Genomic DNA, 25,398 nt, shown 5'->3' with positions numbered 1-25,398 from the left:
TTCTCCGCTCCAAGGGCCGCACGCCGCTCACGCACCGTGCGGCGCCCATGGATTACTGCAGGGTCTTGGCCTTTTCGAGTGCTTCCTCGATGCCGCCGACCATGTAGAAGGCCTGTTCCGGAATCGCGTCGCATTCGCCGGAGGTGATCATCTTGAAGCCCTTGATCGTGTCCTTCAGCGTCACGTACTTGCCCGGCGAACCGGTGAAGACCTCGGCCACGTGGAACGGCTGCGACAGGAAGCGCTGGATCTTACGGGCACGGGCGACAAGCAGCTTGTCTTCCGGTGCCAGTTCGTCCATACCCAGAATCGCGATGATGTCGCGCAGTTCCTTGTACTTCTGCAAGGTGGCCTGCACAGCGCGCGCGGTCTGGTAGTGCTCTTCACCCACGACCAGCGGGTCGAGCTGACGCGAGGTCGAGTCGAGCGGATCGACCGCCGGGTAGATACCCAGCGCGGCGATGTCACGCGACAGCACGACGGTCGAGTCGAGGTGCAGGAAGGTCGTCGCAGGCGACGGGTCGGTCAAGTCATCCGCAGGCACATACACGGCCTGGATCGACGTGATCGAGCCGACCTTGGTCGAGGTGATGCGTTCCTGCAGACGGCCCATTTCTTCCGCCAGGGTCGGCTGATAGCCCACCGCAGACGGCATACGGCCCAGCAGCGCGGACACTTCGGTACCGGCCAGCGTGAAGCGGTAGATGTTGTCGATGAACAGCAGGATGTCGCGGCCTTCGTCGCGGAACTTCTCGGCCATCGTCAGACCGGTCAGCGCGACGCGCAGACGGTTGCCCGGCGGCTCGTTCATCTGGCCAAACACCATCGCGACCTTGTCGAGAACGTTCGACTCTTTCATCTCGTGATAGAAGTCGTTGCCCTCACGGGTACGCTCACCGACGCCAGCAAACACCGAGAGACCCGAGTGCTGCTTCGCGATGTTGTTGATCAGCTCCATCATGTTCACGGTCTTGCCGACGCCGGCGCCACCGAACAGACCAACCTTGCCGCCCTTGGCGAACGGGCAGATCAGATCGATAACCTTGATGCCGGTTTCGAGCAGTTCCACCGACGGCGAGAGCTCGTCGAACTTCGGCGCCGCAGCGTGGATGACACGCTTCTCGTCGCCTGCGATCGGACCCGCTTCGTCGATCGGACGGCCCAGCACGTCCATGATGCGACCCAGCGTACCGTGACCGACCGGCACCGAGATGCCGGCGCCCGTGGCGTTAACCTTCATGCCACGACGCAGACCGTCCGACGTGCCCATCGCAATGGTACGTACCACACCGTCGCCCAGTTGCTGCTGGACTTCCAGGGTCAGGCCGGACTCGACCAGACCGTTGTCTTCGGCAGCATCCAGTTGGAGTGCTTCGAAGACCTTGGGCATCGCCTCGCGCGGGAACTGAACGTCCACCACCGCGCCGATGCACTGAACAATGGTTCCTTGACTCATCGTCTTTCCCCAATCATTAAAACCGTTACACCGCCGCGGCGCCGCTGACGATCTCGGAGATCTCGCGGGTGATCGCTGCCTGACGTGTCTTGTTGTAGACCAGTTGAAGCTGCTTGATCACGTTGCCTGCATTGTCGGAGGCCGCCTTCATCGCAACCATGCGCGCGCTTTGCTCGGACGCCATGTTCTCGGCAACGGTCTGATAGACCGCCGCTTCGACCAGCCGCAGCATCACCTCATCGATCACCGCCTGCGCATCGGGCTCGTAGATGTAGTCCCAAGAGCTGTCCGGCGTACCCATGCTCTCGCCCGTGAGCGGAAGCAGTTGGACGATCCGTGGCTCTTGCTTCATCGTATTCACGAACTGGTTGAAAGCGATAAAGACCGCTTCGACCTGCCCCGCCATGTAGGCGTCGATCATGACCTTCATCGGTCCGATCAGGCGCTCGAGGTGAGGCGTGTCGCCCAGCTGCGTGACATGCGAGATGACCTTCGCACCCATGCGCTGCATGAAACCCAAGCCTTTGTTACCGATACAGGTCACGCGGATGTCGCTCGCGCCTGCCTCTTCCCATTCCTTCAGACGGTTGAGGACCATCCGGAAGAGGTTGGTGTTGAGACCGCCGCAGAGCCCCTTGTCGGTGGAGATGAGTACCAGTCCCACCTTCTTGGGATTCTCGACCTTGGCGAGGAACGGATGCCGGTAGTCGGTAACGTTCGCAAGCGCGAGGTTGGCGGCAAGCCGGCGAATCTTCTGGGTATAGGGTCGGCCCGAACGCATGCGCTCCTGCGCGCGACGCATCTTTGAAACCGACACCATCTCCATGGCCTTGGTGATCTTGCGCGTGTTTTGTACGCTCTTGATCTTGTTACGGATTTCCTTTCCGCCCGCCATGTCGCTCTCCGCGCCTTATTGCCAGGTCTTCTTGAACGCTTCGATCGCGGCGCACAGAGCCTTTTCGCCTTCGGCGTCGAGGTCCTTGGTGCTTTCGATCTTGGCGTGCAGATCCGAAGCCTGACTACGCACGTATTGCTGCATTGCGGCTTCGCAAGCCAGTGCGCGCACGACCGGAACGTCGTCAAAGTAGCCCTTGTTGACAGCGATCAGCGTGACAGCCATGTCGGCCACCGACAGCGGCGCGTACTGCGCCTGCTTCATCAGCTCGGTGACGAGACGGCCGCGCTCGAGCTGCTTGCGGGTGGCTTCATCAAGGTCAGAAGCGAACTGTGCGAAGGCCGCAAGTTCGCGGTACTGCGCGAGTGCGAGACGCACACCGCCGCCGAGCTTCTTGATGACCTTGGTCTGTGCAGCGCCACCGACGCGAGACACCGAGATGCCAGCGTTGATCGCGGGACGGATACCGGCGTTGAACAAGTCGGTTTCAAGGAAGATCTGGCCGTCGGTAATCGAGATCACGTTCGTCGGAACGAACGCCGACACGTCACCCGCCTGAGTTTCGATAACCGGCAGTGCGGTCAGCGAGCCGGTCTTCCCCTTGACTTCGCCGTTGGTGAACTTCTCGACGTACTCTTCGTTCACGCGAGCGGCACGCTCGAGCAGACGCGAGTGCAGGTAGAACACGTCACCCGGATAGGCTTCGCGGCCCGGCGGACGACGCAGCAGCAGCGAGATCTGACGGTAAGCCCAAGCCTGCTTGGTCAGGTCGTCGTAAATGATCAGCGCGTCCTGGCCACGATCGCGGAAGTACTCGCCCATCGTGCAGCCCGCGTAGGGGGCGATGAACTGCATCGCCGCCGACTCCGAAGCCGAAGCTGCGACCACGACGGTGTATTCCATCGCGCCGTGCTCGGTCAGCTTGCGCACCACGTTGGCGATGGTCGAGGCCTTCTGGCCCACCGCCACGTAGATGCAGATCATGTTCTGACCCTTCTGGTTGATGATCGCGTCAACCGCGACGGCAGTCTTGCCCGTCTGACGGTCGCCGATGATCAGCTCACGCTGGCCACGGCCGATCGGCACCATCGAGTCAACCGACTTCAGACCGGTTTGCACCGGCTGCGACACCGAACGACGCGAGATCACGCCCGGCGCGACCTTCTCGATCTTGTCGGTCTGCTTGGCGTTGATCGGACCCTTGCCGTCGATCGGCTGACCCAGCGAATTCACGACGCGACCGATCAGTTCCGGACCGACCGGCACTTCCAGAATGCGGCCGGTACACTTGACGGTGTCACCTTCGGAAATGTGCTCGTACTCGCCCAGCACCACGGTGCCGACCGAGTCGCGCTCGAGGTTCATCGCGAGGCCGAAGGTGTTGCCCGGGAATTCGAGCATTTCACCCTGCATGACGTCCGTCAGGCCGTGCACCCGGCAGATGCCGTCGGTCACGGAAACGACGGTGCCTTCGTTGCGCGCCGTCGCCCCCAGTTGCAGGTTCTGAATGCGACTCTTGATGAGATCGCTGATTTCAGACGGGTTGAGGTTCATACCTAGTGCTCCTAATTCTGTAGCGCGGCGGCCATGGCGGCGAGCTTGCCGCGGACCGAGGCATCGATCACTTCGTCGCCGACGGCGATCTTCACCCCGCCAATCAGCTCGGGGTCGATCTTCACGGTCGCCTTGACCTTGGCCTTGAAGCGAACCTCAAGGTCGGCAATCAGGCGTGCCAGCGTTGCGTCATCAATCGGGAAAGCGGAACTCACCAGCGCATCCTTGACACCCTCGTGCGCATCTTTCTGCGCTGCGAAGAGATCATGGATTTCCGGAAGAACACCCAGGCGCTCGTTTTCAGCGAGCACAGAGACGAAGTTCTTCTGGTCTGCGGTCAGATCGCCGGCAACTTCGACAAACATGCGCGCCGCCTGCGAGGCGGTGACGCGGGGGTCGCCGATGCTGTCCTGGATACGCGGCTCGCTGGCGACCGCCGCCAAGCGCGACAGCGCCTGAACCCAAGCATCGAGTGCATTGGCTTCACGCGCCAGCTTGAACGCCGCTTCGGCGTAAGGGCGCGCGACGGTGACGTTTTCGGCCATGGCGTCTTACAGTTCCTGTTTCAGGTTGGCCAACAGGTCGGCGTGGACTTGGGCGTTGATTTCCTTGCGCAGGATCCGCTCGGCACCTGCCACGGCGAGCAGCGCGACTTGTTCGCGCAGACCTTCCTTGGCCTTCTGCATTGCGGCACCCGCTTCCTTCTCGGCAGCCTCGCGGGCGGCAGCGACGATACGCGCTGCTTCTCCACGTGCTTCATCGATCAGGGCAGCGGCCTGCTTCTCAGCCCCGGCACGGACATCGGTCGCGGATTCGCGCGCTTTGCGCAGCTCGTCGACAACCTTCTTCTCGGCCAGAACGAGATCTGTCTTGGCCTTGTCCGCAGCCGCCAGCCCGTCGGCGATTTTCTTCGCACGCTCGTCCAGTGCCTTCGCAATCGGCGGCCACACGAACTTCATCGTGACCAGCGCGAGGACGAAGAACACAACAAGCTGGGCAAACAGCGTTGCGTTCAGATTCACGGCATTACTCCCGAATCAGTGGAAGGAATGGACCGGATCAGAGCTTGAACGGGTTGGCGAAGGCGAACATCATCGCGATACCGACACCGATCAGGAACGCGGCATCGATCAGACCGGCCAGCAGGAACATCTTGGTCTGCAGCGCGTTCATCAGTTCCGGCTGACGAGCCGAGGCTTCGAGGTACTTCGAGCCCATGATGCCGATACCGATACAGGCACCGATAGCGCCGAGACCGATGATCAGACCAGCGGCCAGAGCAACGAAACCAAGAACGTGTTCCATGACGACTCCTCTATTTCACAAAAAGTGGGGTTGAATCAAAAACGGTACTGAAGCAGCAACTCTAAGGTCAGTGGCTTTCGTGAGCCTGACCCACATAAACCAGGGTCAGCATCATGAAAATGAAGGCCTGCAAGGCAACGATCAGGATGTGGAAGATCGCCCATGCAGAGCCGGCAAGGACATGGCCGGCGAACAGCAGCGGGCCGGCAACGCCCGACGTGCCCCACGCCGCACCCATCAGTGCAATCAGCATGAACAGCAGTTCGCCTGCGTACATGTTGCCGAACAAACGCATGCCGTGCGAGATCGTCTTGGCGGCGAACTCGATCATCTGCATCAGGAAGTTGATCGGGTACAGGAACCACTTGTCGCCGAAGGGTGCCGCGAACAGTTCATGCACCCAACCGCCGATGCCCTTGATCTTGATGTTGTAGTACAGGCAAACCAGCAGCACACCGGAAGACATACCCAGCGTGGCATTCAGGTCGGCCGTCGGCACAACGCGGAGGTAGGCGTGATGATTGCCGGTGATGGTCTGCCAGATCATCGGCAGCAGATCGAGTGGCAGGAAGTCCATCGAGTTCATCAGGAACACCCAGACGAACACGGTCAGCGCGAGCGGCGCGACGAACTTGCGCGATTCGGCGCTGTGGATGATGCCCTTGGCCTGGTCATTGACCATTTCGACCAGAATTTCAACAGCCGCCTGGAAGCGCCCCGGCACGCCCGAAGTCGCCTTGGATGCAGCACGCCAGAGCAGGAACACGGTGATCAGGCCGAGCCCGATCGAGAAGAACAAGGTGTCGTAGTTGACGACGCCCCAGTCAACGATGTTCTGCTGCGCGTGGCCGGTTGAATTGTTGTGGGTCAGGTGGTGAACGATGTACTCGCCCGCGGTAGGCGCGCTTGCTTCGTGTCCGGTGGCCATGTCAGGTCTTAACCAAAAAAGCGAAAACGTTAGCTTGGAGCGTGACCACCAAACCGAGGACCACCGCGCCCCAATGGACGTCGGGATACACCAGTCGGGCAGCCGCAAGTAATCCGATACTCAAGGCAATCTTGATCAATTCACCCAAGAAAAAGGCCAGCGCATAAGAAGCACCGGGGCGCTTCGAAGCAGCATGGAGCCTTATGGCGAACAGCCAAGCAGGAAGGACGCAGGCGGCGCCCCCCAACGCCGCCGAGAACGCACCACGTAATCCGAAAAACACCGATCCCAGAACGGTGCCAATCAGTGCGGCCACTATCTGCAGGACAACCACCTTGTACATTCCCTGCACCGCCGCGTGTGTTCTTGCGCCTCGAAAAACCATGCAATCTTAGGTATTTAGCTGATCGAAGTCAAACCTAGAGCTTCCCCTAGGTGGCGGATCTTTTGCGGCGCAACACGCGCCGGCGCAAGTGGTGCCGAGGCCCTGCACACCGATTCGAGCATGGCGACCACGCGGCGTCGCCGGCATAATCGCTGCGCCGGGAAGTTCCCCGACGCCTGCCCCCAGATGCCATGACCATTGAGCACAACCCGTTTTCCCTCCTGAAGACGCGGCGCTTCCTGCCCCTCTTCACCACGCAGTTTCTCGGCGCCTTCAACGACAACGTGCTCAAACAGGCGCTCTTGTTGCTGATCACCTTCCAGGGCGGCGAGGTCATGGGACTGTCGCCAGCGCTGATGGTGCAGGTGGCATCCGGGCTGTTTGTGCTGCCGATGTTCCTGTTCTCGGCTTCCGCGGGCCAGATCGCCGACGCTTTCGACAAGGCGCGGCTGATCCGCTGGGTGAAACTCGCGGAAGTCGGCATTGCGCTGATCGCCGCGGCGGGCTTCTTCTTCAAGCAGGTGCCCTTGCTCCTGACGGCATTGTTCCTGATGGGACTGCACTCGACCGTTTTCGGCCCGCTCAAGTACGCCATCCTCCCGCAGCACCTGCATCCGGACGAAGTGGTGGGCGGCAATGCCTGGGTCGAGAGCGGCACCTTCGTCGCGATCCTACTGGGCTCCATCCTTGGGGGTCTGTTGATCGCGGTGCCGGGCACCGGGCCCGCGTGGGCCGGCGGCGCCTGCGTCGTGCTGGCGATCTGCGGCTTCTTCGCCTGTCAGGCCATCCCGTCGGCCCCGCCGCTGGGCACGGTGAAGCTGAACTGGAACCCGTTTACAGAGATCGCGCAGAACATGCGCATCGCGCGCGGCAATCGCACGGTGTTCATGGGCATGATGGGCATCTCGTGGTTCTGGTTCTACGGCGCGATGATGCTGTCGCAGTTCGGCCCCTTCGTGAAAGACGTGATCGGCGGCAGCGAGCACCTGTCGACCTTCCTGCTCTCGACCTTCATCATCGGCATCGCACTCGGCTCGCTGCTGGCGGAGCGCGCCTCGGGCGGCAAGGTGGAACTGGGGCTGGTGCCGCTTGCCTCGATCGGCATGACCGTCTTCGGTGTCGATCTGTACTTCGCGAGTCCGGCCACCCCGCATGCGGGCATCGAGGTCGCAGGCTTCCTCGCCCTTCCCGGCGCGTGGCGGCTGATGGCCGATCTGGTGCTGATCGGTGTCTTCGGCGGCCTCTACACGATTCCGCTGTATGCCTTGATCCAGACGCGCTGCGAGCCCGCCTATCGCTCTCGCATCGTGGCGGCCAACAACATCCTGAACGCGGGTTTCATGGTGGCCTCGGCGGGATATGCCTTCTTCGCGCTCCATCAGGGTGCGACGATTCCGGAGATGTTCCTGTACGCCGCGCTGATGAACGTCGCGGTGGCCGTCTTCATCTACAGCCTGGTACCGGAGTTCCTGCAGCGCCTGATCGTCTGGCTGCTGGTGCACTCGTTCTACAGGGTGAAGGCGCGCGGCTATCAGAACATCCCGGCCGAAGGGCCGGCGGTGGTGGTCTGCAACCACGTCAGCTTTGTCGACCCGCTGATCCTGATGGCCGAGAGCCGGCGCCCGATCCGCTTCGTCATGGATCACCGGATCTTCCGCATGCCGATCATCAACTTCGTCTTCCGGCAGGGCCGCGCCATCCCGATCGCACCGGCCAAGGAAGATCCGGCCATGCTCGAGGCGGCCTATGAAGAAGTCGCCAAGACGCTGGAAGCCGGCGATCTGGTCGGCATCTTTCCGGAAGGCCGCATCACCGACACCGGGGAACTGAACCCCTTCAAGGGCGGCATCAGCCGCATCGTCGAACGGACTCCCGTCCCGATCGTGCCGATGGCGCTCTCCGGGCTTTGGGGCAGCTTCTTTTCGCGCAAGGATGGCCCCGCCATGAGCAAGCCTTTCCGGCGCGGCCTTTTCAGCAAGATCGAACTGCACATCGGCGAAGCCCTTGCCCCCGGCGACGCAACGCCGGAAGCGCTGCAGCAGCGTGTTGCCGCACTGCGCAGCCGCCCCTGACCCCACCCCTCACATTGCCCCGGAGCGTCGCCCATGCACAACTACCCCCTCACCGCCGGCGTCACCCTGCTGTTGGTGCTGCTGATGTTCGGCACGGCCTGGAACGTCGGCCGCGCCCGCGAGAAATACGGGATCAAGGCGCCGGCGACCACCGGTAACGAATACTTCGAACGCGCCTACCGCATCCAGCTCAACACCATTGAATGGGCGCTGATTTTCCTGCCCACGCTCTGGATATTCGCCGCTTTCGTCGGCGACCGTCACGCGATGATCGCCGGGCTCGTCGGACTCGCGGGCCGCATCCTGTACGCGGTCAGCTACCAGCGCGACCCGGCCACGCGGGGCACCGGCTTCATGATCGGCATGGCGGCCTTTGGCGTCGCCGGGCTGTGGTCCGGTTTTGCCGTGGTGAAAGCCCTGCTCGGATCCTGACCCTTGCCAGCCTCCTGACACCACGCTGTCAGGAGGCCGCCGGCATCCTGTGCGCACCTCAAACGCAACAGGAGCCACACCATGGACAAAGCCCTCCGCCAGCCGCAGCGCGTCGTCTGGTTCGAAATCCCGGCGCTCGATCTCGATCGCGCCTGCAGCTTCTACGAGCATCTGTTCGGCGAGCCGCTCAAGCGCGAAGCGATGGGCCCGGATGTCACCATCGCGGTCTTTCCGTATGACGGCACCGGCGTATCCGGCTGTCTTCAACACGCGCCGGGCGTTGCGCCCGCACTCACCGGCAGCAAGGTCTATCTGAACGCCGATGCCGGCCTGGACACGCTGCTTGGGCGCGCCGTCGCCGCTGGCGGTAAAGTGGCACTGCCACCGGTGGCCCTGCCGGAAGGCATGGGGCGCTTCGCCCACATCGTCGACACCGAAGGCAACCTGGTCGGCCTGCACGAAGCCTGAGCACGGAGAGGAGCCCGCGATGAAGTTCGGCTACACCATCATCTATGTCGCAGACGTCCGGGCGACGCTGGACTTTTATGCGCGGGCATTCGGTTTCGCAACCCGATTCGTCACCGACGACGCCCAGTTCGGCGAGCTGGAGACCGGCGCCACTGCACTGGCCTTCGCGCGCCACGATGTCGCGGCGGGCAGCCTGCCCGCCGGCTATCGTGCGCTCGACGAAAGCGACTTGCCGGCCGGCATCGAGATCGGTTTCACCACCGAAGATGTGCCGGCCGCGTATCAGCGCGCGCTGGATGCCGGCGCGGTGAGTCTCGCCGCGCCGCGCACCAAGCCTTGGGGGCAAGTCGTCGCCTACCTGCGCGCACCGGAAGGGACCTTGGTCGAACTCTGCACACCGATGGGCTGAGCGCCGATGCGCCGTGCCGACCGCCTGTTCCAGATCACGCAAATCCTGCGCGGGCGCCGTCTCACAACAGCGGCGCACCTGGCGTCCCGGCTCGCAGTGTCGGAGCGCACGATCTATCGCGACATTGCCGATTTGTCCGCGTCCGGCGTGCCGGTCGAAGGCGAAGCCGGTGTCGGTTATCGGCTGCGGCCGGGCTTCGACCTGCCGCCGCTGATGTTCAGCGCCGACGAACTGGCTGCCTTGGCGCTTGGCGCCCAGGTGGTCGGCGCCAAGGCGGGCAGCGGCCTTGCCCAGCATGCCGCCAGCGCGCTCGAGAAAATCAGTGCGGCGGTCGGCCCGACATTGCGCGCCCGGCTCGAAACAACCGGCCTTCATGTGCCGGATTTCGGCGAGACGCCCGGCGCACAACACATCGATCTGCTGCGCCGTGCGGTCGATCAGCGCCTGCGCATCGCCTTCGATTATGTCGACGAAAAGGCCGCCCGCAGCACCCGCTTCGTGTGGCCGCTCGGCCTGTTCTTCTGGGGTGCGGTGTGGACGCTCGGCGCATGGTGCGAATTGCGCGGAGATTTCCGGAGCTTCCGCCTCGATCGCATGCTCACGCCCGAGGCCGCCGGCGATCGCTTCCCCGATGTCGAGGGACGACGCCTCGCGGACTTGCTGCGCCACTACCACGCCTGAACTCAGCGGGCGGGGCCGGCGCCATCCGGTGGCGGGATGATCGGCGGGCTGTCGTCGGGTGGCGGGATATCCGGCACCTCGGGGTCGGCCTGCGGCGCGGTCTGCTGCAGAATCGCCGCGGCACCATCCTGCATGTCCGCGGCCGGCGCGGCCTCGAGTGGCGCCCGCAGCACGGTTGTGAGCGCGGGCCAACCCAACACTGCAGCCAATACCACCCCCTGTGCGAGCAACCATGGCATCACCGCGCGCGCCAGTGCCGCCTGCGGCACCGGGCGTCCGCGCAAGGTCTGCAGCATCATCAAGGCATAGCCCAGCGGCGGTACCAGAAAGCCCGCTTGCAGGATCAGCAGGAAGAGCACCGACACCCAGGCCGCGTCGGGCACTTTCATCAGCAGCGGTGGCGCGACGATGGGCACGATCACGAACAGGATCTCGAAAGCATCGAGCACCAGACTCGACACGGCCAGTACGCCGAGCACCGCGGCCAACACCGTCGTCGCCGGAAGCGCTGGGTCGCCGAGCAGCGCCGCGACCCAGCGGTCGGTGCCGTACATGCGCATCACCAGCGTGAAGACGTTCGCCGCCAGCAGCAACGCGAACAGTGCGCCGGTGAGCGCTAGCGTCTCCCTCAGCACCTGGGCAAACACAATACGGGTCAGCGTGCCGCTGAGCGCGCCGTACAGCACCAGCACGGCGCCACCAGTGGCCGCCCCTTCCACCGCATACAGATAGCCCAGGGCGACGCTTACCAGCAGCGCAACGATCAGCAGCAACGCAAGCGCTGCCACCACGCGTTCGCGCATCGTCGTCGCTGGCGTGACCGCAACTCGGGGCTCGCCTCGTGCAGGCCAGGCGGCGATGACGATCGCCAGCAGCAGGAACAGTCCGGCGGCGGGCAGGGCAGCGCGAAAGACATCCTGCGTGTTGAGGATACGCACCGCCGCGTGAGTGGCGTTCACCGCTTCGGTGTGGGCGCGCATCATCGCGTCGCCGAGCAGGATCAGCACCAAGGACGGCGGCACGACGATGCCCAGGGTGCTGGCGGCGGCGACCAGCGCGGTGGCGCGCACCTCCGGCACGCCTGCCGCCTCAAGACGCGGCAGCACGGTGCGATGGAGCATCGACACGCTGGCGCCGATCGATCCGTTCATCGGCGCCAGCACCATCCCCAAGCCCAGGCCAGCAATCCGCGGCGCCGCGGCGCGACGCCCCAGACACGCCACGCCGACGCGATAGAGCACGTCGGCCAGTGGCAACCGGTTCAGCAGCACGCCGAGCAGCACATACAAGGGCAACGCCTGCAGCAGATCGTGCTCCAGCAGCCCGACGATGCGGCCCGGCAAGGCCATCAGCAGCGTCGCGGGAATCGCGCCGAGCGCGCTGCCCACGGCGGCGAACGCACCTGCGATGCCGATCAGCACCACCCATGCGGGCAGGCCGGTGAGCACGATGCCTAGCGCGACACAGAGCAGCATCCACACGCCTGTGGTCGGGCTCATGCGTCGTCCGCCGGCAACAGATCGAGAAGCGCCTGCAAGGCCACCAGCACCGCCAGCAAGAGGCCGGCAACCCGGATCATGAAATACCCCGGGTTGTAAGTGTCCGGAAACCCCTCGCGCTGCAATACGGACTGCCAGGCTGCCGGCGCGCCCGCCCAGATCAGGAACAGCGAGAAGGGCAGCAGCACCAGCGCCGCGGCGGCGCGTTCCAGCGCGTGGCGCGTGCGGCTTCGATAGCGGTGGGCGAGCAGATGCGAGGCGAGATGGCTGCGAGCGCGCGTTGCTGCCGTGATCGCCATCGCCACATACAGCGCGAACAGCCACTGCGCGAGATCGTTCGCTTCGCGCGACCAATGGTGCAGCCAGTCACGCAATGGCCATTGCAGGCACAGCAGCAGCGACACCGGAATCACCAGCACGCCGCCGAGCATCAGCGCGCGGGACAGCAGTACGTCGAGTGCGGGTCGCATTGCACGCATGGCGGCTTGGGCTGGCAGTCGCATCGACGTTCCCCGAAATGGTGTGCGCCGATTCTAGGGCAGTCGCCCTATTCGCGCCGCATGGGCGGTCAGCTTCAGCCATGAGGGCGCACAATGGACTTTCGCCTATGCGCCCGGGAGCCGCCATGAGCAAGAACGACAAGCCCAAACCCAAGCCGCACTATGCGCCGGCCCTGCAACGCGGCCTGCACGAAGTCAGCCACCAGGTCGAAGCCATGCATCGCGCGATTGCGGGCAAGACCTTCGGTGCGCTGAAACAGGTGCCGGTGGTCGCGCAACCCGCTGCCTTGATCGAAAGCATTCACGACGCGGTGAGCACCGGCATCCACGCCGCTGTGCGGCTGGGCAACCGCGGGCTTCTGAACCTTGCCGGTCGCGCGGAAAGCGCGCTCGCCAGCGACGCCCCGCCCGGCCGGCGCGAGAGTGGTGTGCGCGCTGCGATCAACGGCGTATTCGGCGACCATGTGGCCGCCAACGGCGAGGCGCTGGCGACGCCGATGCAGTTTTTCGAACGGGGCAAGACCGCGCCCGTCGCAATCGAGCACCTCAAGCTGCGCCACCACCGGGTCTGCATCTTCCTGCACGGGCTTGCCTGCGACGAACATTGCTGGACGCCCGACGACGAAAGTGATCAGCCCGACTACGGTGCGCGTGTCCTGGCCGATTTCGGCTACACGCCGCTGTACCTTCGCTACAACACCGGACTGCCGATCGCCGACAACGCCGCGGCATTTGCCGAACAGATGGAATCGCTCGTCGCCGCACGGCCTGACATCGAAGAGTTCCTGCTGATCGGCCACAGCATGGGCGGCCTGGTGGCACGCAGCGCCTTCTGGCAAGCGGCCGGGGCGGAGTGGCTGACGCGGGTGCGCATGCTGATCTGCCTCGGTTCGCCGCAGCTTGGCTCGCCGCTTGAACGCCTCGGCATGATCACCAACCGCGTGCTCGACAGCTTCGACGTCACCGCCCCGATTGGCGCCATCGCGCGGCGCCGCAGCGCCGGCATCCGCGACCTGCACGACGGCATCGGCAGTGACGAAGGGCAAGACCCGCCGGATATCGAGTTGCGCTTTCTCGGCGCGACCATCGCCGAGGACAGCGACAGCACGCTCGGCAAGCTGGTCGGCGATGGTCTGGTCACGCCCGACAGCGCACTGGCCGAAAGGACCCGCGCCAACGTGGCCCGGGCGCAACTCGGCGGACTCGGCCATATGGCCATGCTGCATGATGCACGCGTCTGGCAGCAGATTCGCACATGGATCGGCGAAGGCTACGTGCCAGCGGCGTAAAATCCCGCGTTTCGCCCGAACGCAGCGCCGACAACCATGAGCAAACCCGATCCCGCCCGCTGGGGCTTCACCACCCGCACCGTACATGGCGACCGCCTCGGCGGCGTCGAACATGGGGGCATCCACAAGCCGATGCACACCTCGGTGCAGTACGGCTATGCCAACGCGGCCGAACTGATCGGCGTGTTCCAGGGCGAGATCGCCGGCTTCAATTACGCACGCCAGGGCACACCGTCCGTGGCCGCGCTCGAAGCCTGCGTCAATCGCATGGAAGACGGCCGCGGCACGATCTGCTTTGCCACCGGCATGGCGGCCATCGTGGCGGTGTTCACCACATTGCTGAAAGCGGGCGATCACCTGATCGCGAGCAAGTTCGTGTTCGGCAACACCAACAGCGTGCTGGGCACCCTGCAGGGGCTGGGCATCCGCGTGAGCATGGTCGACGCGACCGACGCAGCCGAGGTGGCAGCTGCCGTCACCCCGCAGACACGCATGGTCTTCGTCGAGACGGTTGCCAACCCGCGCACCCAGGTCGCCGACCTCGCCGGCATCGGTGCGCTCTGCAAGGCCCGTGGCCTGATCTACGTCGTCGACAACACCGTTACCTCGCCCTGGCTGTTCAAGCCCAAGGCGGTCGGCGCCTCGCTGATCATCAATTCGCTGACCAAGTCGATCGGCGGCCACGGCAACGCGCTGGGCGGCGCGGTCACCGATACCGGGCTGTTCGACTGGTCGACCTATCCGAACATCTTCGAGGGCTACCGCAAGGGCAACCCGGCCGGCTGGGGGCTCGGGCAGATCAAGAAAAAGGGCCTGCGCGACCAGGGCGGGTCGCTGTCGTCGGAAGCCGCGCACAAACTGTCGGTTGGCGCCGAAACGCTCGGCCTGCGCATGGATGCCACCAGCCGCAACGCGCAGGCACTGGCCGAGATGCTGGAAGCCCACCCCGCCGTGCGCCGCGTGTACTACCCCGGTCTCGCGTCACATGCGCAGCATGCCCGCGCGCGGGAACTGTTCTGCGGCAACAGCTGGCTGCTCGCTTTTGAGCTCAAAGACGATGCCGACTGCCTGCCCTTCATAGACCGTCTCAGCCTGCCGATCATCGCCACGGGCCTCGGCGACACCCGCACATTGATCATCCCGGTTGCCCACACCATCTTCTGGGAAATGGGCGCCGAGAAGCGCGCCGAGATGGGCATCGCCGAATCGCTGATCCGGGTATCGGTCGGCATCGAAGACGCGCAGGACATCCTCGACGATTTCACCCGGGCGCTCGGTGGCGGATCGGCCTGACCGCCCAAGTGGCGCACGACGTGCATTTCGCACAGCGGCCGACACATCGGTCAGCGCAGAGGGACACATGAGAAACCCCTCCGATCATCTAGATGTTGCGACGCCCCGGTAGAATCGTGCGCTCGATGAACGAGGGGCTGCACACGGGATGAAACAAGGCAAGTCAGCGGGGGTGGAACGCGGCAGCGGCATCGCGCTGTGGCGGCAGATCGAAGAGGCGCTGGTCGCTGACATTTCCGCGCAGCGGATCAAGGGCCGCCTGCCGAACGAGCTGGAGTTGGCCGAGCGCTTCACGGTGAACCGCCACACCATCCGCCGCGCGGTGCAGGGGCTGGAAGGCCGCGGGCTGGTCACGATCGAACAGGGGCGCGGCACCTTCGTGCGCGAGGACGTCATCGACTACCGCCTCGGCCGCCGCACACGTTTCTCGCATTCGCTGGAACGCCAGCATCTTGCCGGCGGCAGCCGCGTCTTGAACGCGCGCCATGAGGCGCCGGCCGAAGACATCCGCAAGGCCTTGCAGCTCAAACCCCGCGCCAAGGTGCTGCATGTCGAGGCCCATGACATGGCCGACGGCCGCGTGGTTGGCGTCTGCGACCAGTACTACCCGCTACCGCGGTTCGATGGCTTCGACCAGGCCTACGCCGGCAGCGCGACCACCGCGCAAGCACTGGAGGCCTTCGGCGTGCAAGGCTTCCAGCGCCTGCTGACCCGCGTCAGCGCGCACATGCCGGACGCCGCAACCGCGGCCGCACTCGGCCAGCCGCGCACCCGCCCGGTGTTGCGGGTCGAAAGCCTTTATGGCGACGGCGGCGGGCAGCCGGTGGAGTACAGCGTGACACGGTTTTCGGCCGACGCGATCCAGCTGGTGTTCGACCCGGCGAACCCGGATCTCGCATGACGGCGCCGCGCTTCATCGCGCCCGATGACGTGCGCACGCAGCGCCTGCCCTTCGAGGTGCTTGGCCTGCAGCTCGGCTGGGTGGAAGCGGACATCGCGGAATGGCTGCTGGCACGTTCGTCGGCTTTCCAGCGCCGCGCTGGCAGCCTGACGCTTCAGGTGGCGAGCTTTGCCGAAGCGGGCGAGACGCTGCGCACCCTTGCACCAGACATGCGCGACGCCGGCCTGATCCGCGGCTGGCGCAACGAGGCCTACACCTGTTTCGCGCCAAGCGCCGACGGCGATCTGGATCTCGCGCGTCCGCTCTTCGAGTTGGAACGCGCGGCCTTCCGGCGTTTCGGCCTGACCAGCCGCGCGGTGCATATCAATGGCTACACCGCATCGGGTGATATGTGGATCGGCCGCCGCGCCGCCCACAAGGCGATCGACCCCTCGCTGCTCGACAACCTTGCCGCCGGCGGTATTTCCGCCGGTGAAACGCCGGATGCCTGCGTGATCCGGGAACTGTTCGAGGAAGCCGGGGTGCCGGAAGAGATCGCGACCCGCGCCGTCGCCTGCGGCGCCATCCGCACCACCCGCTGCGAGCACGACGGTACGCACGACGAAGTCATCCATTGCTTCGACCTGCTGCTGCCGGACGACTTCACGCCGGCGAATCAGGACGGCGAGGTGTCGGGATTCCAGCGCATCGCGCGCGGTGCCTTGCCGGCGCACTTGGCCAACATGACGCCGGACGCCGCCGCGGTGACGCGCGACTTCCTGCGTCGTCACACCGCCTGAGCGCGCGACTCAGCCCTTGTCCGCCTTGCCGGCGGCACCAGCGAGCCGCGACAAGCGCTGATCGATCCACGTCGCGCGGCGGCCCTCGTCTTCCGCGCACTCCTTGCGGCGGATCGCGTTGCGCACCATGTGTGCGCCGACCCAGCGCACCGGCTCGGGCGGGAACAGGGCACGCGGGCCGCCGACGAAGCCGCAGCGGCTCCATTCGTCATCGCGGTCGAGCGCCAGCGACGCGAGAATCTTGCCGCCGAGATAACAGGTGCCGACACCGTTTCCCGAGTAGCCGAAGCCATACAGAATCTGTGGCGCGTGATCGAAGCGCCCGAAGAAGGGGAAGCCTGTCGCCGAACGATCGGAGGGGCCGGTCCACGATGCCACGATCGGCACGCCGGAATAGGCGGGAAAGAAGCGCTGCAAGGCGTCGGCCAGCATTGGCGTCAGCGTGCTCGGTGCGTCGAAGGCCGGCACCATGCGGTTGCCGTAGGGAAACAGGTTGCCGCCCTTGCCCATCATGATGCGGCCGTCCGGCGTGCTGCGCGCGTAATGCACGAAGGTGCGCAGGTCGCAGACCGAAACGCCGCCCGCCGGCCCGCGCGCGGCGACCGCTTCGGGTGCCGGCTCGGTGATCACCATGTCCGACGACACCACCGCGATGCTGCGTGCGAAGCGCGGGAACAGCGTCGCCATCCACGCATTCAGCGCGAGTACGACACGCTTCGCGGTAACGCTGCCTTCGGCGCAGCGCACACGCGGCGGGTTCGATTCCTCCAGCGCAAGCATCGGCGAGTGTTCGCGAACGTCGACACCCATCTCGCGCGCGACCCTTGCCAGCCCGCGTGCAAGCAGCGCCGGTTGCACGCTGCCGGCCGCCGGCGAGAAGTGGCCCTCGAGGTGCGCCGGGCTGCCGGATCGCTGCGCCAGCGCGGCGGCGTCCTGCGCCTGCCAGCTGTTGACGCTGTTCGCCTGCAAGGCAGAGAGCACCTGCGCCAGCGCGCTGAGCTGCGCACGGTTGGTCGCCACATACAGTGCGCCGTCGCGGCGCAACTCGGCATCGATGGCGTGCCTCGCACAGAAATCGGCGATCTGGTCGACGGCGGCCTCCGAGGCGCGCACCAGGCGCACCGCCTCCGCCTCGCCATAGCAGGCGCGCAGCGACAGGAACTTGGTTGCGAGCGTGAGCAGGCAACCGCCGTTGCGGCCGGAGGCCCCCGCGCCGCAGACATCCTGTTCGAGCAGCACGATCTTCAGCGCCGGCGCGGCCTGTTTGAGCTGGATCGCCGTCCACAAGCCGGTGTAGCCGCCGCCGACGATGCACACGTCCGCGCTGTGTTCGCCCCGCAGCGGCACCGGCGTCGGCGGGTCTTCCCGCCGCAGCGCCTGCTCCAGCCAGAACGGGCGGAAGGCCGCAGTCGCCATCAGGGGCGTTCACCCACCGCGAGGCGCGCCTCGATCAGGTCGATCAGCGGCAGGATGTCGGCAACGCTGTCGACCACGTAATGCGCGCCGGCCGCGAACAGGCGCTGCTCGGCGGCGGCGCGCAGGCGATGCTGCTCGGCCGGTTCGAGCGCGTCCCACTCGGCGCGGGTCAGGCCGACCTCATTACCGGAAACAGCCAGGCCGATACACCACATGCCTGCATTGCGCCCTTCCTGCATGCCGACGCCGGTGTCGTCGACCTTCACACAGGCGGCGACACGGCCGATGCCCAGTTCGATGACGTTGGCGAGTGCCATCCACGGGCCCGGGCGGGCACCGGCCTGGAGGTCGTCGGCGGCGATCACGCAGTCGGGGGCAAGGCCGAGCGCACGGGCGTGCGGGATCAGTGCGTCCATCACTTCGCGCGGGTAGCCGGTGCAGCTGCCGATGCGGATGCCGCGACTGCGCAGCGTACCGAGCACCTCCAAGGCGCCGGCGATCGGGTAGGAGTATTCGGCCACTTTTGCGATCTGCAGCGGCATGAACTTCGCGTACACCGCGTCGACGTCCGCGTCGGTCATCTCGCGGCCGTACTTCTCAACCCAGCGCGCCGCGACGGCGGGCAGCTTGCCAAGCGTCTGGATGTGCTTCCACTTCGCCATGCCCATGGGCACGCGCGCTTCGGCCAGCGTGACCGGCACGTCAAAGCCGGCGAACGCATCGATCAGCACCTGGGTCGGTGCGAAGGAACCATAGTCGGCAATCGTGCCGGCCCAGTCGAAGATGACGGCTTCGATCTTGCGTTGCGTCTGGATTTCGGTGGCATTCATTTCGGGGGTCCTTTGCAGATCAGGCAAGCAGGTGTTGTTCGCGGATCACGCGGGCGATGGCGGACACCGCCTGCAGCATCTCGGCGCGATCCACCGCGCCAATGCAGCCGATGCGGAAGGTGTCGGCCTCGGTGAGCTTGCCCGGGTAGAGGATGAAACCGAGCGCGCGCACGCCCTGGTAGAAGCGCTGGAAGTCGTAGTTCGGACTGGCCGGCGCGTGGAAGGTCAGGATGATCGGCGCCTGGATCGCGCGCGGCAGGTAGAGCTTGAGGCCCAGTTCGGTGAGCCCGTCGATCAGTGCGTCGCAGTTGTCGCGGTAGCGCGCCAGCCGCGCCGGCTGCCCGCCTTCCTCGATGAAGCGGGTGATCGCCGCGTCGAAGGCGGCGACCACATGGGTCGGCGGCGTGAAGCGCCACTGGCCGGTCTTCTCCATGTACTGGTGCTGGTCGTGGAGGTCCATCGCGAGCGAGTGGCTGTTGCCGGCGCTGGCCGCGATCGCGGTCTTTTCGACGATCACGAAGCCCATGCCTGGCACGCCTTCGATGCACTTGTTCGAAGAGGCGATCAGCGCATCGAAGGCGATCTCGCGCGCATCAATCGGCAGCGCGCCGAAGGACGACATGGCATCGATGATCAGCTTGCGGCCGGCCTTCGCGACAACCTGCGCGATGGCTTCGAGCGGGTTCAGGATGCCGGTGCTGGTCTCGCAGTGGATCAGGCCGACATGGGTGATGGACGCGTCCGCAGCCAGTATCGCGGCAAGGCGCGCGACGTCCGCCGGCTCGTTGTCGCGCGTTTCATGCACGAGAAACGGCCGGCCCAGCACCTCGGCAATGCGCGCCATGCGCTTGCCGTAGGCGCCATTCACCAGGATCAACAGCTTGCCGTCGCGCGGCACCAGGTTGCCGATCGCCGCCTCGACTGCGAAGGTGCCGGAGCCCTGCAGGGGTACGCAGACATGCGTGGCACCTGCGTGGGCAATGCCGAGCAGATTGCGGCGCACGCGCGCGGTGATGTCGTTGAAGGCGCTGTCCCACGAACCCCAGTCGGCCAGCATGGCGGTCTTGGTGGCGGTGGCGGTGGTGAGCGGGCCGGGGGTGAGCAGGATCGGTTCGCGCATGGATATTCTCCTGGACGTCTAGATGACTAAGGGGATGCGAAGGGTGATTGTTGGGAGGCCATCGGGAATTCAGCGGTGGCGCCAGGCGCCGTTGCGACGGACCACGCCGGCGGACAGCAGCGCAAAGATCAGCGACGCAGCCGCCGAGGTGCCGACGATCATGCTGGCCATGGCGGCCGCGGCGGCGGTATCACCGGCGTCGTCCATGTTGAGGACGGCGACCGAGGCGATCACCGTGTCCGGCGTGTACAGGAACACCAGCGCCGACACGGTGGTCATGGCCGAGATGAAGAAGTAGCGGGCGATTTCGAGGATCGCCGGCAGACAGACCGGCACCGTGACACGCGCGAAGGTCTTCCAGAACGGCACGCGCAGCGAGGCGGCAACGTCTTCGAAATCGTTGTCGAGTTGCTTCAGCGCCGTGACCGCAGTCATGTGCGCGGTGGTGTAGAAGTGCGCGACGGTGCACAGCACCATGATCGCCAGCGTGCCATACAAGCCATGCAAGGGATTCGCCGGCGCATTGAAGAAGAAGATGTAGCCCAGGCCCAGCACCAGCCCCGGCACCGCCATCGGCACAATCGCCAGCATGCGGATCGCGCCGTTCAGCAGTTCGGGCAGCGCGCGTTTCTCGCTCAGGTAGGCACCACCGAACACGGCGACGACACCGGCAGCGGCGGTGCCGAGCGCGATCAGCAGGCTGTTGCGGTAGGCCAGCCAGCCGCCACCATCCATGTTCTCGAAGTCGAAGTTGCGCAGCGTCGGGCTCAGGTTATAGGGCCACTGCGTCATGAAGGCCGCCGCGATGGAGATGCCCAGCATCAGCACCAGCAGACTGCTGATCAGCATGCAGACCGTTGCGCCGGCGAGGTCGGTCGGCAGATGGCGTTGCGGCACCAGGGGGCGAGCGCGCGCGCCGAGCCCGCCACGCTGGCGACGCTGCAGCGTGCGATCAACGAAGAAGGTCAGCACCGCGGGGGCGAGCAGCAACAGGCCGATCACTGCGCCACGCGGAAAGTTCTGCTGGCCGATGACCTGCTTGTAGGCTTCCAGCGAGAGCACGTTGTAGCCGCCGCCGATCACCTTCGGCACGCCGAAGTCGGTGATCACCAGCGTGAACACCACCAGCGCCGCCGACGCGAGTCCGTAGCGCACACCCGGAAAGGTGACCGCCAGCCAGCGCTTGAACGGACCGGCGCCGAGCGCGCGCGCCGCATCGTGCAGACTCTGGTCAGACAAGGACAGCGCCGTGATCAGGATCATCAGCGCATGCGGAAAGGTGTAGAAAGCCTCGCCGATCACGATGCCCCACAGCCCATAGATGCTGCTGCCGGCCGGCAACAGGCTGCGGAACAGCCCCTGGTTGCCGAACAGGTACACGAGCGAGATGCCCGGCAGCAGCGAGGGCGCCAGCAGCGGGATCAGTGCCAGCGCACGGGACAAGGCCTTGCCCGGCATGGCGGTGCGGGTCAGCGCGGCAGCGAAGGCGTAGGCCAGCGGCAGCACCACTGCCACGGTGATCAGTGATGCGGTGAAGCTGTTGGCCAGCGCCCCGACGAAGCCCGGCGAAGACACGACAGCGACGAGTTGCGCCGCGCCCACCCAGCGCCCCGCACCGTCTGTGGTCGCCTTGCCGAGGATGCTGAGCAGCGGTGCGCCCACGCCGAGCAGCAGCGCGAGCAGCAACAGCGCCGCCAGCGCGATCGCGAGCCAGCGTTCGCGATCGATGATGCGCATCGGCGCGGATGGCAGCGCGACGCTGCTCACCTGCTCGCTCCGTCGGCCGGGAACACGCGCAAGCGTTCGGCCGGAAGGGTCACCGGGATCACCGAGGCCTCGGCGCAGCGCTGGCGGTACACGCTGCGGCTCACATCCGCCTGCACACGCGCGGCGCCCAAGTGCGGCAACAGCAGGCTGACCCGATAGGCGCCGCCAATCAGTTCCGCGCCGAGCACCTGCGCCAGCCCGGTGTTGGGGTCGCCCGCCATGTCTGGCGTCCATCCGCCATGGAGGACGAGATCCTCCGGCCGGATCATCAGGCGAACCTGCGCGCCGCTTGGCATCGATGGGGACACCTGCGCGGCAAGCTCGCTCTGCGCGATGGCGACGCGGCCCGCGTCGACGACCGATCCGGCGAGCCAGTTTGCCTGGCCGACGAAACCGGCGACGAAGGCGTTCGCCGGCGCTTCGTAAATCTCTTCCGGTGTGCCGATCTGCTCGATGCGGCCGGCGTTCATGACCACGATGCGGTCGGCCATCGCCAACGCTTCTTCCTGATCGTGGGTGACCATCACCGTCGTCACGCCGAGGCGCTGCTGCAAGGCGCGGATCTCGCCACGCAGGTGGGCGCGCACCCGCGCATCCAGCGCGGAAAGCGGCTCGTCCAGCAGCAGCAGGCGCGGATTGGTCGCCAGCGCCCGCGCCAGCGCGACGCGCTGCTGCTGGCCGCCAGACAACTGCGCCGGATACTTCTCCTCGTTGCCGGAGAGCCCGACCAGCGCCAGCAACTCGGTCACCCGCGCGCGCTTGCGATCGCCCGGACCATCGAGGCCGAAGGCGATGTTCTTCGCGACGTCGAGATTCGGAAACAGCGCATACGACTGGAACACGATGCCGAATTCGCGCCGCGCCGGCGGCAGCCGCGTGATGTCTTTGCCGAAACTCGACACCGAGCCAGCGTCCGGTTTTTCCAGGCCGGCCAGAATGCGCAGCAGCGTTGTCTTGCCGCAGCCGGACGGACCCAGCAGACACACCAGCTCACCCCGCTGGATGTCGAGGCTGACCTGTTGCAGGGCGCGGAAGGCTTCGAAGCGCTTCTCGATGCCATCGATGCGGATGTGCGTCTCGCCTGCCACGGCGTCGGCCGCCAAAGCTGCGGCGGCGGGATGCAGATCGGTGTCGGGAAGCGCGTCGCGGTGCATGCTCGGTGTCTTCAAGAGGGGCGTGCGCGGCCGGGGCAGCGGCCGCGCGTTCCGGGCTGTGTGCTTACTTCTTCGGTTCGGACTTGGCGTCGTAGCGGCGCGTCCACTCGGCGAGGATGCGGTCGCGGTTGGCCGCGGCCCAGCGCAGATCCTGCTTGACCATCATCTGCGGGTAGTTGGCCGGGATGTGGGCGTTCGGCTGCGCCACGCCCGGCATCGCGACGATCGCGAAGTTCTTCTCGTACAGCTCGTTGGCCGAGCGCGAGGCCGACCAGTCGGCGAGCTTCTTCGCTGCCGCAAGGTTCTTCGTGCCCTTCATGATCGCTGTGGCTTCAACGTCCCAGCCCAGGCCTTCCTTCGGGAACACCAGGTCGATCGGCGCGCCGCTGTCCTTGAGCTTGGCGGCGCGGTACTCGAACGAAATACCGATCGGGAATTCGCCGGCCGCCGCCTGCTTGCAGGGCTTGGAACCGGAGTGCGTGTACTGCGCAATGTTCTCGTGCAGCTTGTCCATGTAGGCCCAGCCATCCTTCTCGCCGAAGGTGGTGAGCCAGGCGGTGACGTCGAAGAAACCGGTACCGCTGGAGGCCGGATTCGGCATCACGATGCGGCCCTTGTATTCCGGCTTGGTCAGATCCTTCCAGGATTCGGGTTTCTTCAGACCGAGCTTGGCGGCCTCGACGGTGTTGAAGCACACCGTGGCGCCCCACACGTCCATGCCGACCCAGGCGGGCGGATTCGCGTCGTCGACGTAGCGCTTGTCGAGCTTGTCGACGCCGACCGGCGCGTAGGCTTCGAGCATGCCTTCCTTTTCCAGCACCAGCAGCGAGCTGGCCGCAACGCCATAAACGACGTCGGCTTGCGGGGCCGCCTTCTCGGCCAGCAGCTTGGCGGTGATGATGCCGGTCGAATCGCGCACGAAGCGCAGCTTGATGCCAGGGTTCTCTTCTTCGAACTTGGCCTGGTACACCTTGAGCTGATCGGCTTCCAGCGCGGTGTAGACGGTCAGCGTGGTGTCGGCGTGGGCTGCCGCGGCAAACGCGGCGACGGAAAGCAGTGCGGTACGGAAGATGGCTTTCATGGCGTTTCCTGTGGGAAGGGAAGCTGGAGAACGCGGCCATTCTAGAAAGCAATTGTGACAATATAGAGACGTCTAGATGTCTTTGAGAAAACCCTTGTTTTTCATAAGTTTGCTTTTACGGATTGCGCGGCACAAGCGGCTGGCATGACGCCAGCCGCAATCCCCAGAACGGGCGTGGCAGCCTGCTCAGGTCGGCTCGGCCGCAGGCTTGGGCGTCACCGGGTCGACGTGCGTCATCAGGTACAGCACCGGGTGCCGCGCCATCACCGTGAGCTTGGCCTGGCGCGCGATGTCGTGCCCCTGCGTCACCGTCAGCGAGCCGTCGATTTCGAGATGTACGTCGGCGAGGATCATGTCGCCGGTCTTGCGTGTCTTCAGTTCGTGCATGCCCAGCACCCCCGGCGTGGCGAGGATGTCGGCGGCGATCGCGGCAACCTGCTCTTCGGTGGCGGCGCGATCGGTCAGGTCGTGCAACGCGTCCCAGGAAAAACTCCAGCCCATGCGCGCCACCATGAAGCCAACGATGAGCGCGGCGATCGGGTCGAGCAGCGCGTAGCCCATCAGGTTGCCGCCGATACCGATCGCGACCACCAGCGACGAGGCGGCATCCGAGCGCGCATGCCAGGCATTGGCTACCAGCATGCTCGAGCGCACCTTTTCAGCGACATGCAGCATGTAGCGGAACAGCACTTCCTTCACCACCAGCGCGCTGATCGCCACCCACAAGGCCGTCATATGAACGGTGGGGATGCTCTCCGGCGTCTGCAGCTTGTGCGCGGCCGACCAGATCATGCCAACGCCTACCGCGAGCAGCAGTCCGCCGAGCACCAGCGAGGCCGCATTCTCGTAGCGCTGGTGACCGTAGTGGTGATCGTCGTCGGGGGCCTTCTGGCTGTGATGCACGGCGAGCAGCACGACGAAGTCGGCCACCAGATCGGACAGCGAGTGGATGCCGTCGGCGATCAAACCTTGCGAGCCGGACCAGATGCCGGCGACCACCTGCCCGATGGTGAGGCAGACATTGACCACCACGCTGACCCAGGTGCTGCGCTTGGTGGCGGCCTCTCGCTCGGGCGCGGCGTCTTCGGTTTCGAGTTCGGCGAGGTCTTTGAGTTCGTTCATGATGGTCGCAAATCGGGGGGAGACGGTCGGGAAGCATGCGGCAGGCGCCCTTCGGGCTGCCT

Annotated in this window: 26 protein-coding genes; 9 read left to right on the top strand and 17 right to left on the bottom strand. The window is 65.5% G+C overall.

Going from position 1 to position 25,398, the window contains the following annotated elements; all coding sequences use genetic code 11:
- Nucleotides 1-52 precede the first annotated feature (52 nt).
- From atpD to GGR36_RS16125, 8 genes are all read right to left on the bottom strand, one after another.
- Nucleotides 53-1,456 carry a F0F1 ATP synthase subunit beta gene (gene atpD, locus GGR36_RS16160; RefSeq protein ID WP_183635812.1) on the bottom strand — a complete coding sequence of 468 codons (1,404 nt, stop codon included), beginning with the start codon at nucleotides 1,454-1,456 and terminating at the stop codon, nucleotides 53-55.
- A 25-nt stretch (nucleotides 1,457-1,481) separates the two neighbouring features.
- Nucleotides 1,482-2,351: a F0F1 ATP synthase subunit gamma gene (atpG, locus tag GGR36_RS16155; RefSeq protein WP_183635811.1), complete on the bottom strand. Its 870-nt coding sequence runs from the start codon at nucleotides 2,349-2,351 to the stop codon at nucleotides 1,482-1,484.
- Nucleotides 2,352-2,366: 15 nt separating this feature from the next.
- Nucleotides 2,367-3,905 (bottom strand): F0F1 ATP synthase subunit alpha, encoded by a 1,539-nt coding sequence (gene atpA / locus GGR36_RS16150; protein ID WP_183635810.1) that lies wholly within the window; start codon nucleotides 3,903-3,905, stop codon nucleotides 2,367-2,369.
- Between the two features lie 11 nt (nucleotides 3,906-3,916).
- Nucleotides 3,917-4,450, bottom strand: a complete 534-nt coding sequence (locus tag GGR36_RS16145; protein WP_183635809.1) for a F0F1 ATP synthase subunit delta — start codon at nucleotides 4,448-4,450, stop codon at nucleotides 3,917-3,919.
- A 6-nt stretch (nucleotides 4,451-4,456) separates the two neighbouring features.
- Nucleotides 4,457-4,927, bottom strand: coding sequence for a F0F1 ATP synthase subunit B (locus GGR36_RS16140; RefSeq protein ID WP_183635808.1), 471 nt, complete (start codon nucleotides 4,925-4,927; stop codon nucleotides 4,457-4,459).
- Nucleotides 4,928-4,964: 37 nt separating this feature from the next.
- Nucleotides 4,965-5,210, bottom strand: a complete 246-nt coding sequence (gene atpE / locus GGR36_RS16135) for a F0F1 ATP synthase subunit C (protein WP_148579106.1) — start codon at nucleotides 5,208-5,210, stop codon at nucleotides 4,965-4,967.
- A gap of 67 nt (nucleotides 5,211-5,277) precedes the next feature.
- On the bottom strand, nucleotides 5,278-6,138 hold the full coding sequence (gene atpB, locus GGR36_RS16130) for a F0F1 ATP synthase subunit A (protein ID WP_183635807.1): 861 nt from the start codon (nucleotides 6,136-6,138) through the stop codon (nucleotides 5,278-5,280).
- A gap of 1 nt (nucleotide 6,139) precedes the next feature.
- On the bottom strand, nucleotides 6,140-6,481 hold the full coding sequence (locus tag GGR36_RS16125; RefSeq protein WP_183635806.1) for an ATP synthase subunit I: 342 nt from the start codon (nucleotides 6,479-6,481) through the stop codon (nucleotides 6,140-6,142).
- 233 nt (nucleotides 6,482-6,714) lie between these two features.
- Here GGR36_RS16125 and GGR36_RS16120 point away from each other — a divergent pair, with 233 nt between their 5' ends.
- From GGR36_RS16120 to GGR36_RS16100, 5 genes are all read left to right on the top strand, one after another.
- Nucleotides 6,715-8,595 (top strand): MFS transporter, encoded by a 1,881-nt coding sequence (locus GGR36_RS16120; protein WP_183635805.1) that lies wholly within the window; start codon nucleotides 6,715-6,717, stop codon nucleotides 8,593-8,595.
- A 33-nt stretch (nucleotides 8,596-8,628) separates the two neighbouring features.
- On the top strand, nucleotides 8,629-9,027 hold the full coding sequence (locus GGR36_RS16115) for an MAPEG family protein (protein ID WP_183635804.1): 399 nt from the start codon (nucleotides 8,629-8,631) through the stop codon (nucleotides 9,025-9,027).
- 81 nt (nucleotides 9,028-9,108) lie between these two features.
- On the top strand, nucleotides 9,109-9,495 hold the full coding sequence (locus GGR36_RS16110) for a VOC family protein (RefSeq protein ID WP_183635803.1): 387 nt from the start codon (nucleotides 9,109-9,111) through the stop codon (nucleotides 9,493-9,495).
- A gap of 19 nt (nucleotides 9,496-9,514) precedes the next feature.
- Nucleotides 9,515-9,904 (top strand): VOC family protein, encoded by a 390-nt coding sequence (locus GGR36_RS16105; RefSeq protein WP_183635802.1) that lies wholly within the window; start codon nucleotides 9,515-9,517, stop codon nucleotides 9,902-9,904.
- Nucleotides 9,905-9,910: 6 nt separating this feature from the next.
- Nucleotides 9,911-10,585 (top strand): helix-turn-helix transcriptional regulator, encoded by a 675-nt coding sequence (locus GGR36_RS16100; protein ID WP_183635801.1) that lies wholly within the window; start codon nucleotides 9,911-9,913, stop codon nucleotides 10,583-10,585.
- A gap of 2 nt (nucleotides 10,586-10,587) precedes the next feature.
- Here GGR36_RS16100 and GGR36_RS16095 read toward each other — a convergent pair whose 3' ends face one another.
- Nucleotides 10,588-12,084: a TRAP transporter large permease subunit gene (locus tag GGR36_RS16095; protein WP_183635800.1), complete on the bottom strand. Its 1,497-nt coding sequence runs from the start codon at nucleotides 12,082-12,084 to the stop codon at nucleotides 10,588-10,590.
- Nucleotides 12,081-12,587 (bottom strand): TRAP transporter small permease subunit, encoded by a 507-nt coding sequence (locus GGR36_RS16090; protein ID WP_207064472.1) that lies wholly within the window; start codon nucleotides 12,585-12,587, stop codon nucleotides 12,081-12,083. The genes GGR36_RS16095 and GGR36_RS16090 overlap by 4 nt, the downstream gene beginning before the upstream one ends.
- A 122-nt stretch (nucleotides 12,588-12,709) precedes the next feature.
- Here GGR36_RS16090 and GGR36_RS16085 point away from each other — a divergent pair, with 122 nt between their 5' ends.
- The 4 genes from GGR36_RS16085 (at nucleotide 12,710) to GGR36_RS16070 (ending at nucleotide 16,846) form a co-directional block, all read left to right on the top strand.
- Nucleotides 12,710-13,873 carry an alpha/beta fold hydrolase gene (locus GGR36_RS16085; RefSeq protein WP_183635799.1) on the top strand — a complete coding sequence of 388 codons (1,164 nt, stop codon included), beginning with the start codon at nucleotides 12,710-12,712 and terminating at the stop codon, nucleotides 13,871-13,873.
- A gap of 36 nt (nucleotides 13,874-13,909) precedes the next feature.
- A complete protein-coding gene (locus tag GGR36_RS16080; RefSeq protein ID WP_183635798.1) occupies nucleotides 13,910-15,166 on the top strand; it encodes a cystathionine gamma-synthase family protein in 1,257 nt (418 codons plus the stop codon).
- Between the two features lie 148 nt (nucleotides 15,167-15,314).
- On the top strand, nucleotides 15,315-16,067 hold the full coding sequence (gene phnF / locus GGR36_RS16075; RefSeq protein WP_183635797.1) for a phosphonate metabolism transcriptional regulator PhnF: 753 nt from the start codon (nucleotides 15,315-15,317) through the stop codon (nucleotides 16,065-16,067).
- Nucleotides 16,064-16,846 carry an NUDIX hydrolase gene (locus GGR36_RS16070; protein WP_183635796.1) on the top strand — a complete coding sequence of 261 codons (783 nt, stop codon included), beginning with the start codon at nucleotides 16,064-16,066 and terminating at the stop codon, nucleotides 16,844-16,846. Before phnF ends, GGR36_RS16070 begins: the two co-directional genes overlap by 4 nt.
- A gap of 9 nt (nucleotides 16,847-16,855) precedes the next feature.
- Here the strand turns inward: GGR36_RS16070 and GGR36_RS16065 are convergent, their stop codons facing one another.
- The 7 genes from GGR36_RS16065 to GGR36_RS16035 all read right to left on the bottom strand — a co-directional run bounded on the left by GGR36_RS16065 (nucleotide 16,856) and on the right by GGR36_RS16035 (nucleotide 25,336).
- A complete protein-coding gene (locus tag GGR36_RS16065; RefSeq protein ID WP_183635795.1) occupies nucleotides 16,856-18,262 on the bottom strand; it encodes an FAD-dependent oxidoreductase in 1,407 nt (468 codons plus the stop codon).
- The gene (phnX, locus tag GGR36_RS16060) at nucleotides 18,262-19,092 is read right to left on the bottom strand and encodes a phosphonoacetaldehyde hydrolase (protein WP_183635794.1); all 831 of its coding nucleotides are present in this window, start codon (nucleotides 19,090-19,092) and stop codon (nucleotides 18,262-18,264) included. Before phnX ends, GGR36_RS16065 begins: the two co-directional genes overlap by 1 nt.
- A 19-nt stretch (nucleotides 19,093-19,111) precedes the next feature.
- Nucleotides 19,112-20,212: a 2-aminoethylphosphonate--pyruvate transaminase gene (locus GGR36_RS16055; RefSeq protein ID WP_207064471.1), complete on the bottom strand. Its 1,101-nt coding sequence runs from the start codon at nucleotides 20,210-20,212 to the stop codon at nucleotides 19,112-19,114.
- Between the two features lie 69 nt (nucleotides 20,213-20,281).
- Nucleotides 20,282-21,979, bottom strand: a complete 1,698-nt coding sequence (locus tag GGR36_RS16050; RefSeq protein ID WP_207064470.1) for a putative 2-aminoethylphosphonate ABC transporter permease subunit — start codon at nucleotides 21,977-21,979, stop codon at nucleotides 20,282-20,284.
- Nucleotides 21,976-23,133 carry a putative 2-aminoethylphosphonate ABC transporter ATP-binding protein gene (locus GGR36_RS16045; protein ID WP_183635793.1) on the bottom strand — a complete coding sequence of 386 codons (1,158 nt, stop codon included), beginning with the start codon at nucleotides 23,131-23,133 and terminating at the stop codon, nucleotides 21,976-21,978. Before GGR36_RS16045 ends, GGR36_RS16050 begins: the two co-directional genes overlap by 4 nt.
- 64 nt (nucleotides 23,134-23,197) lie before the next feature.
- Nucleotides 23,198-24,214, bottom strand: coding sequence for a putative 2-aminoethylphosphonate ABC transporter substrate-binding protein (locus tag GGR36_RS16040; RefSeq protein WP_183635792.1), 1,017 nt, complete (start codon nucleotides 24,212-24,214; stop codon nucleotides 23,198-23,200).
- 186 nt (nucleotides 24,215-24,400) lie between these two features.
- Nucleotides 24,401-25,336 (bottom strand): cation diffusion facilitator family transporter, encoded by a 936-nt coding sequence (locus GGR36_RS16035; RefSeq protein ID WP_183635791.1) that lies wholly within the window; start codon nucleotides 25,334-25,336, stop codon nucleotides 24,401-24,403.
- Between the last annotated feature and the right edge of the window lie 62 nt (nucleotides 25,337-25,398).

The organism is Niveibacterium umoris (genome assembly GCF_014197015.1).
Classification (GTDB): Bacteria; Pseudomonadota; Gammaproteobacteria; order Burkholderiales; family Rhodocyclaceae; genus Niveibacterium; species Niveibacterium umoris.
This window is presented reverse-complemented; position numbering and strand designations above follow the sequence as displayed.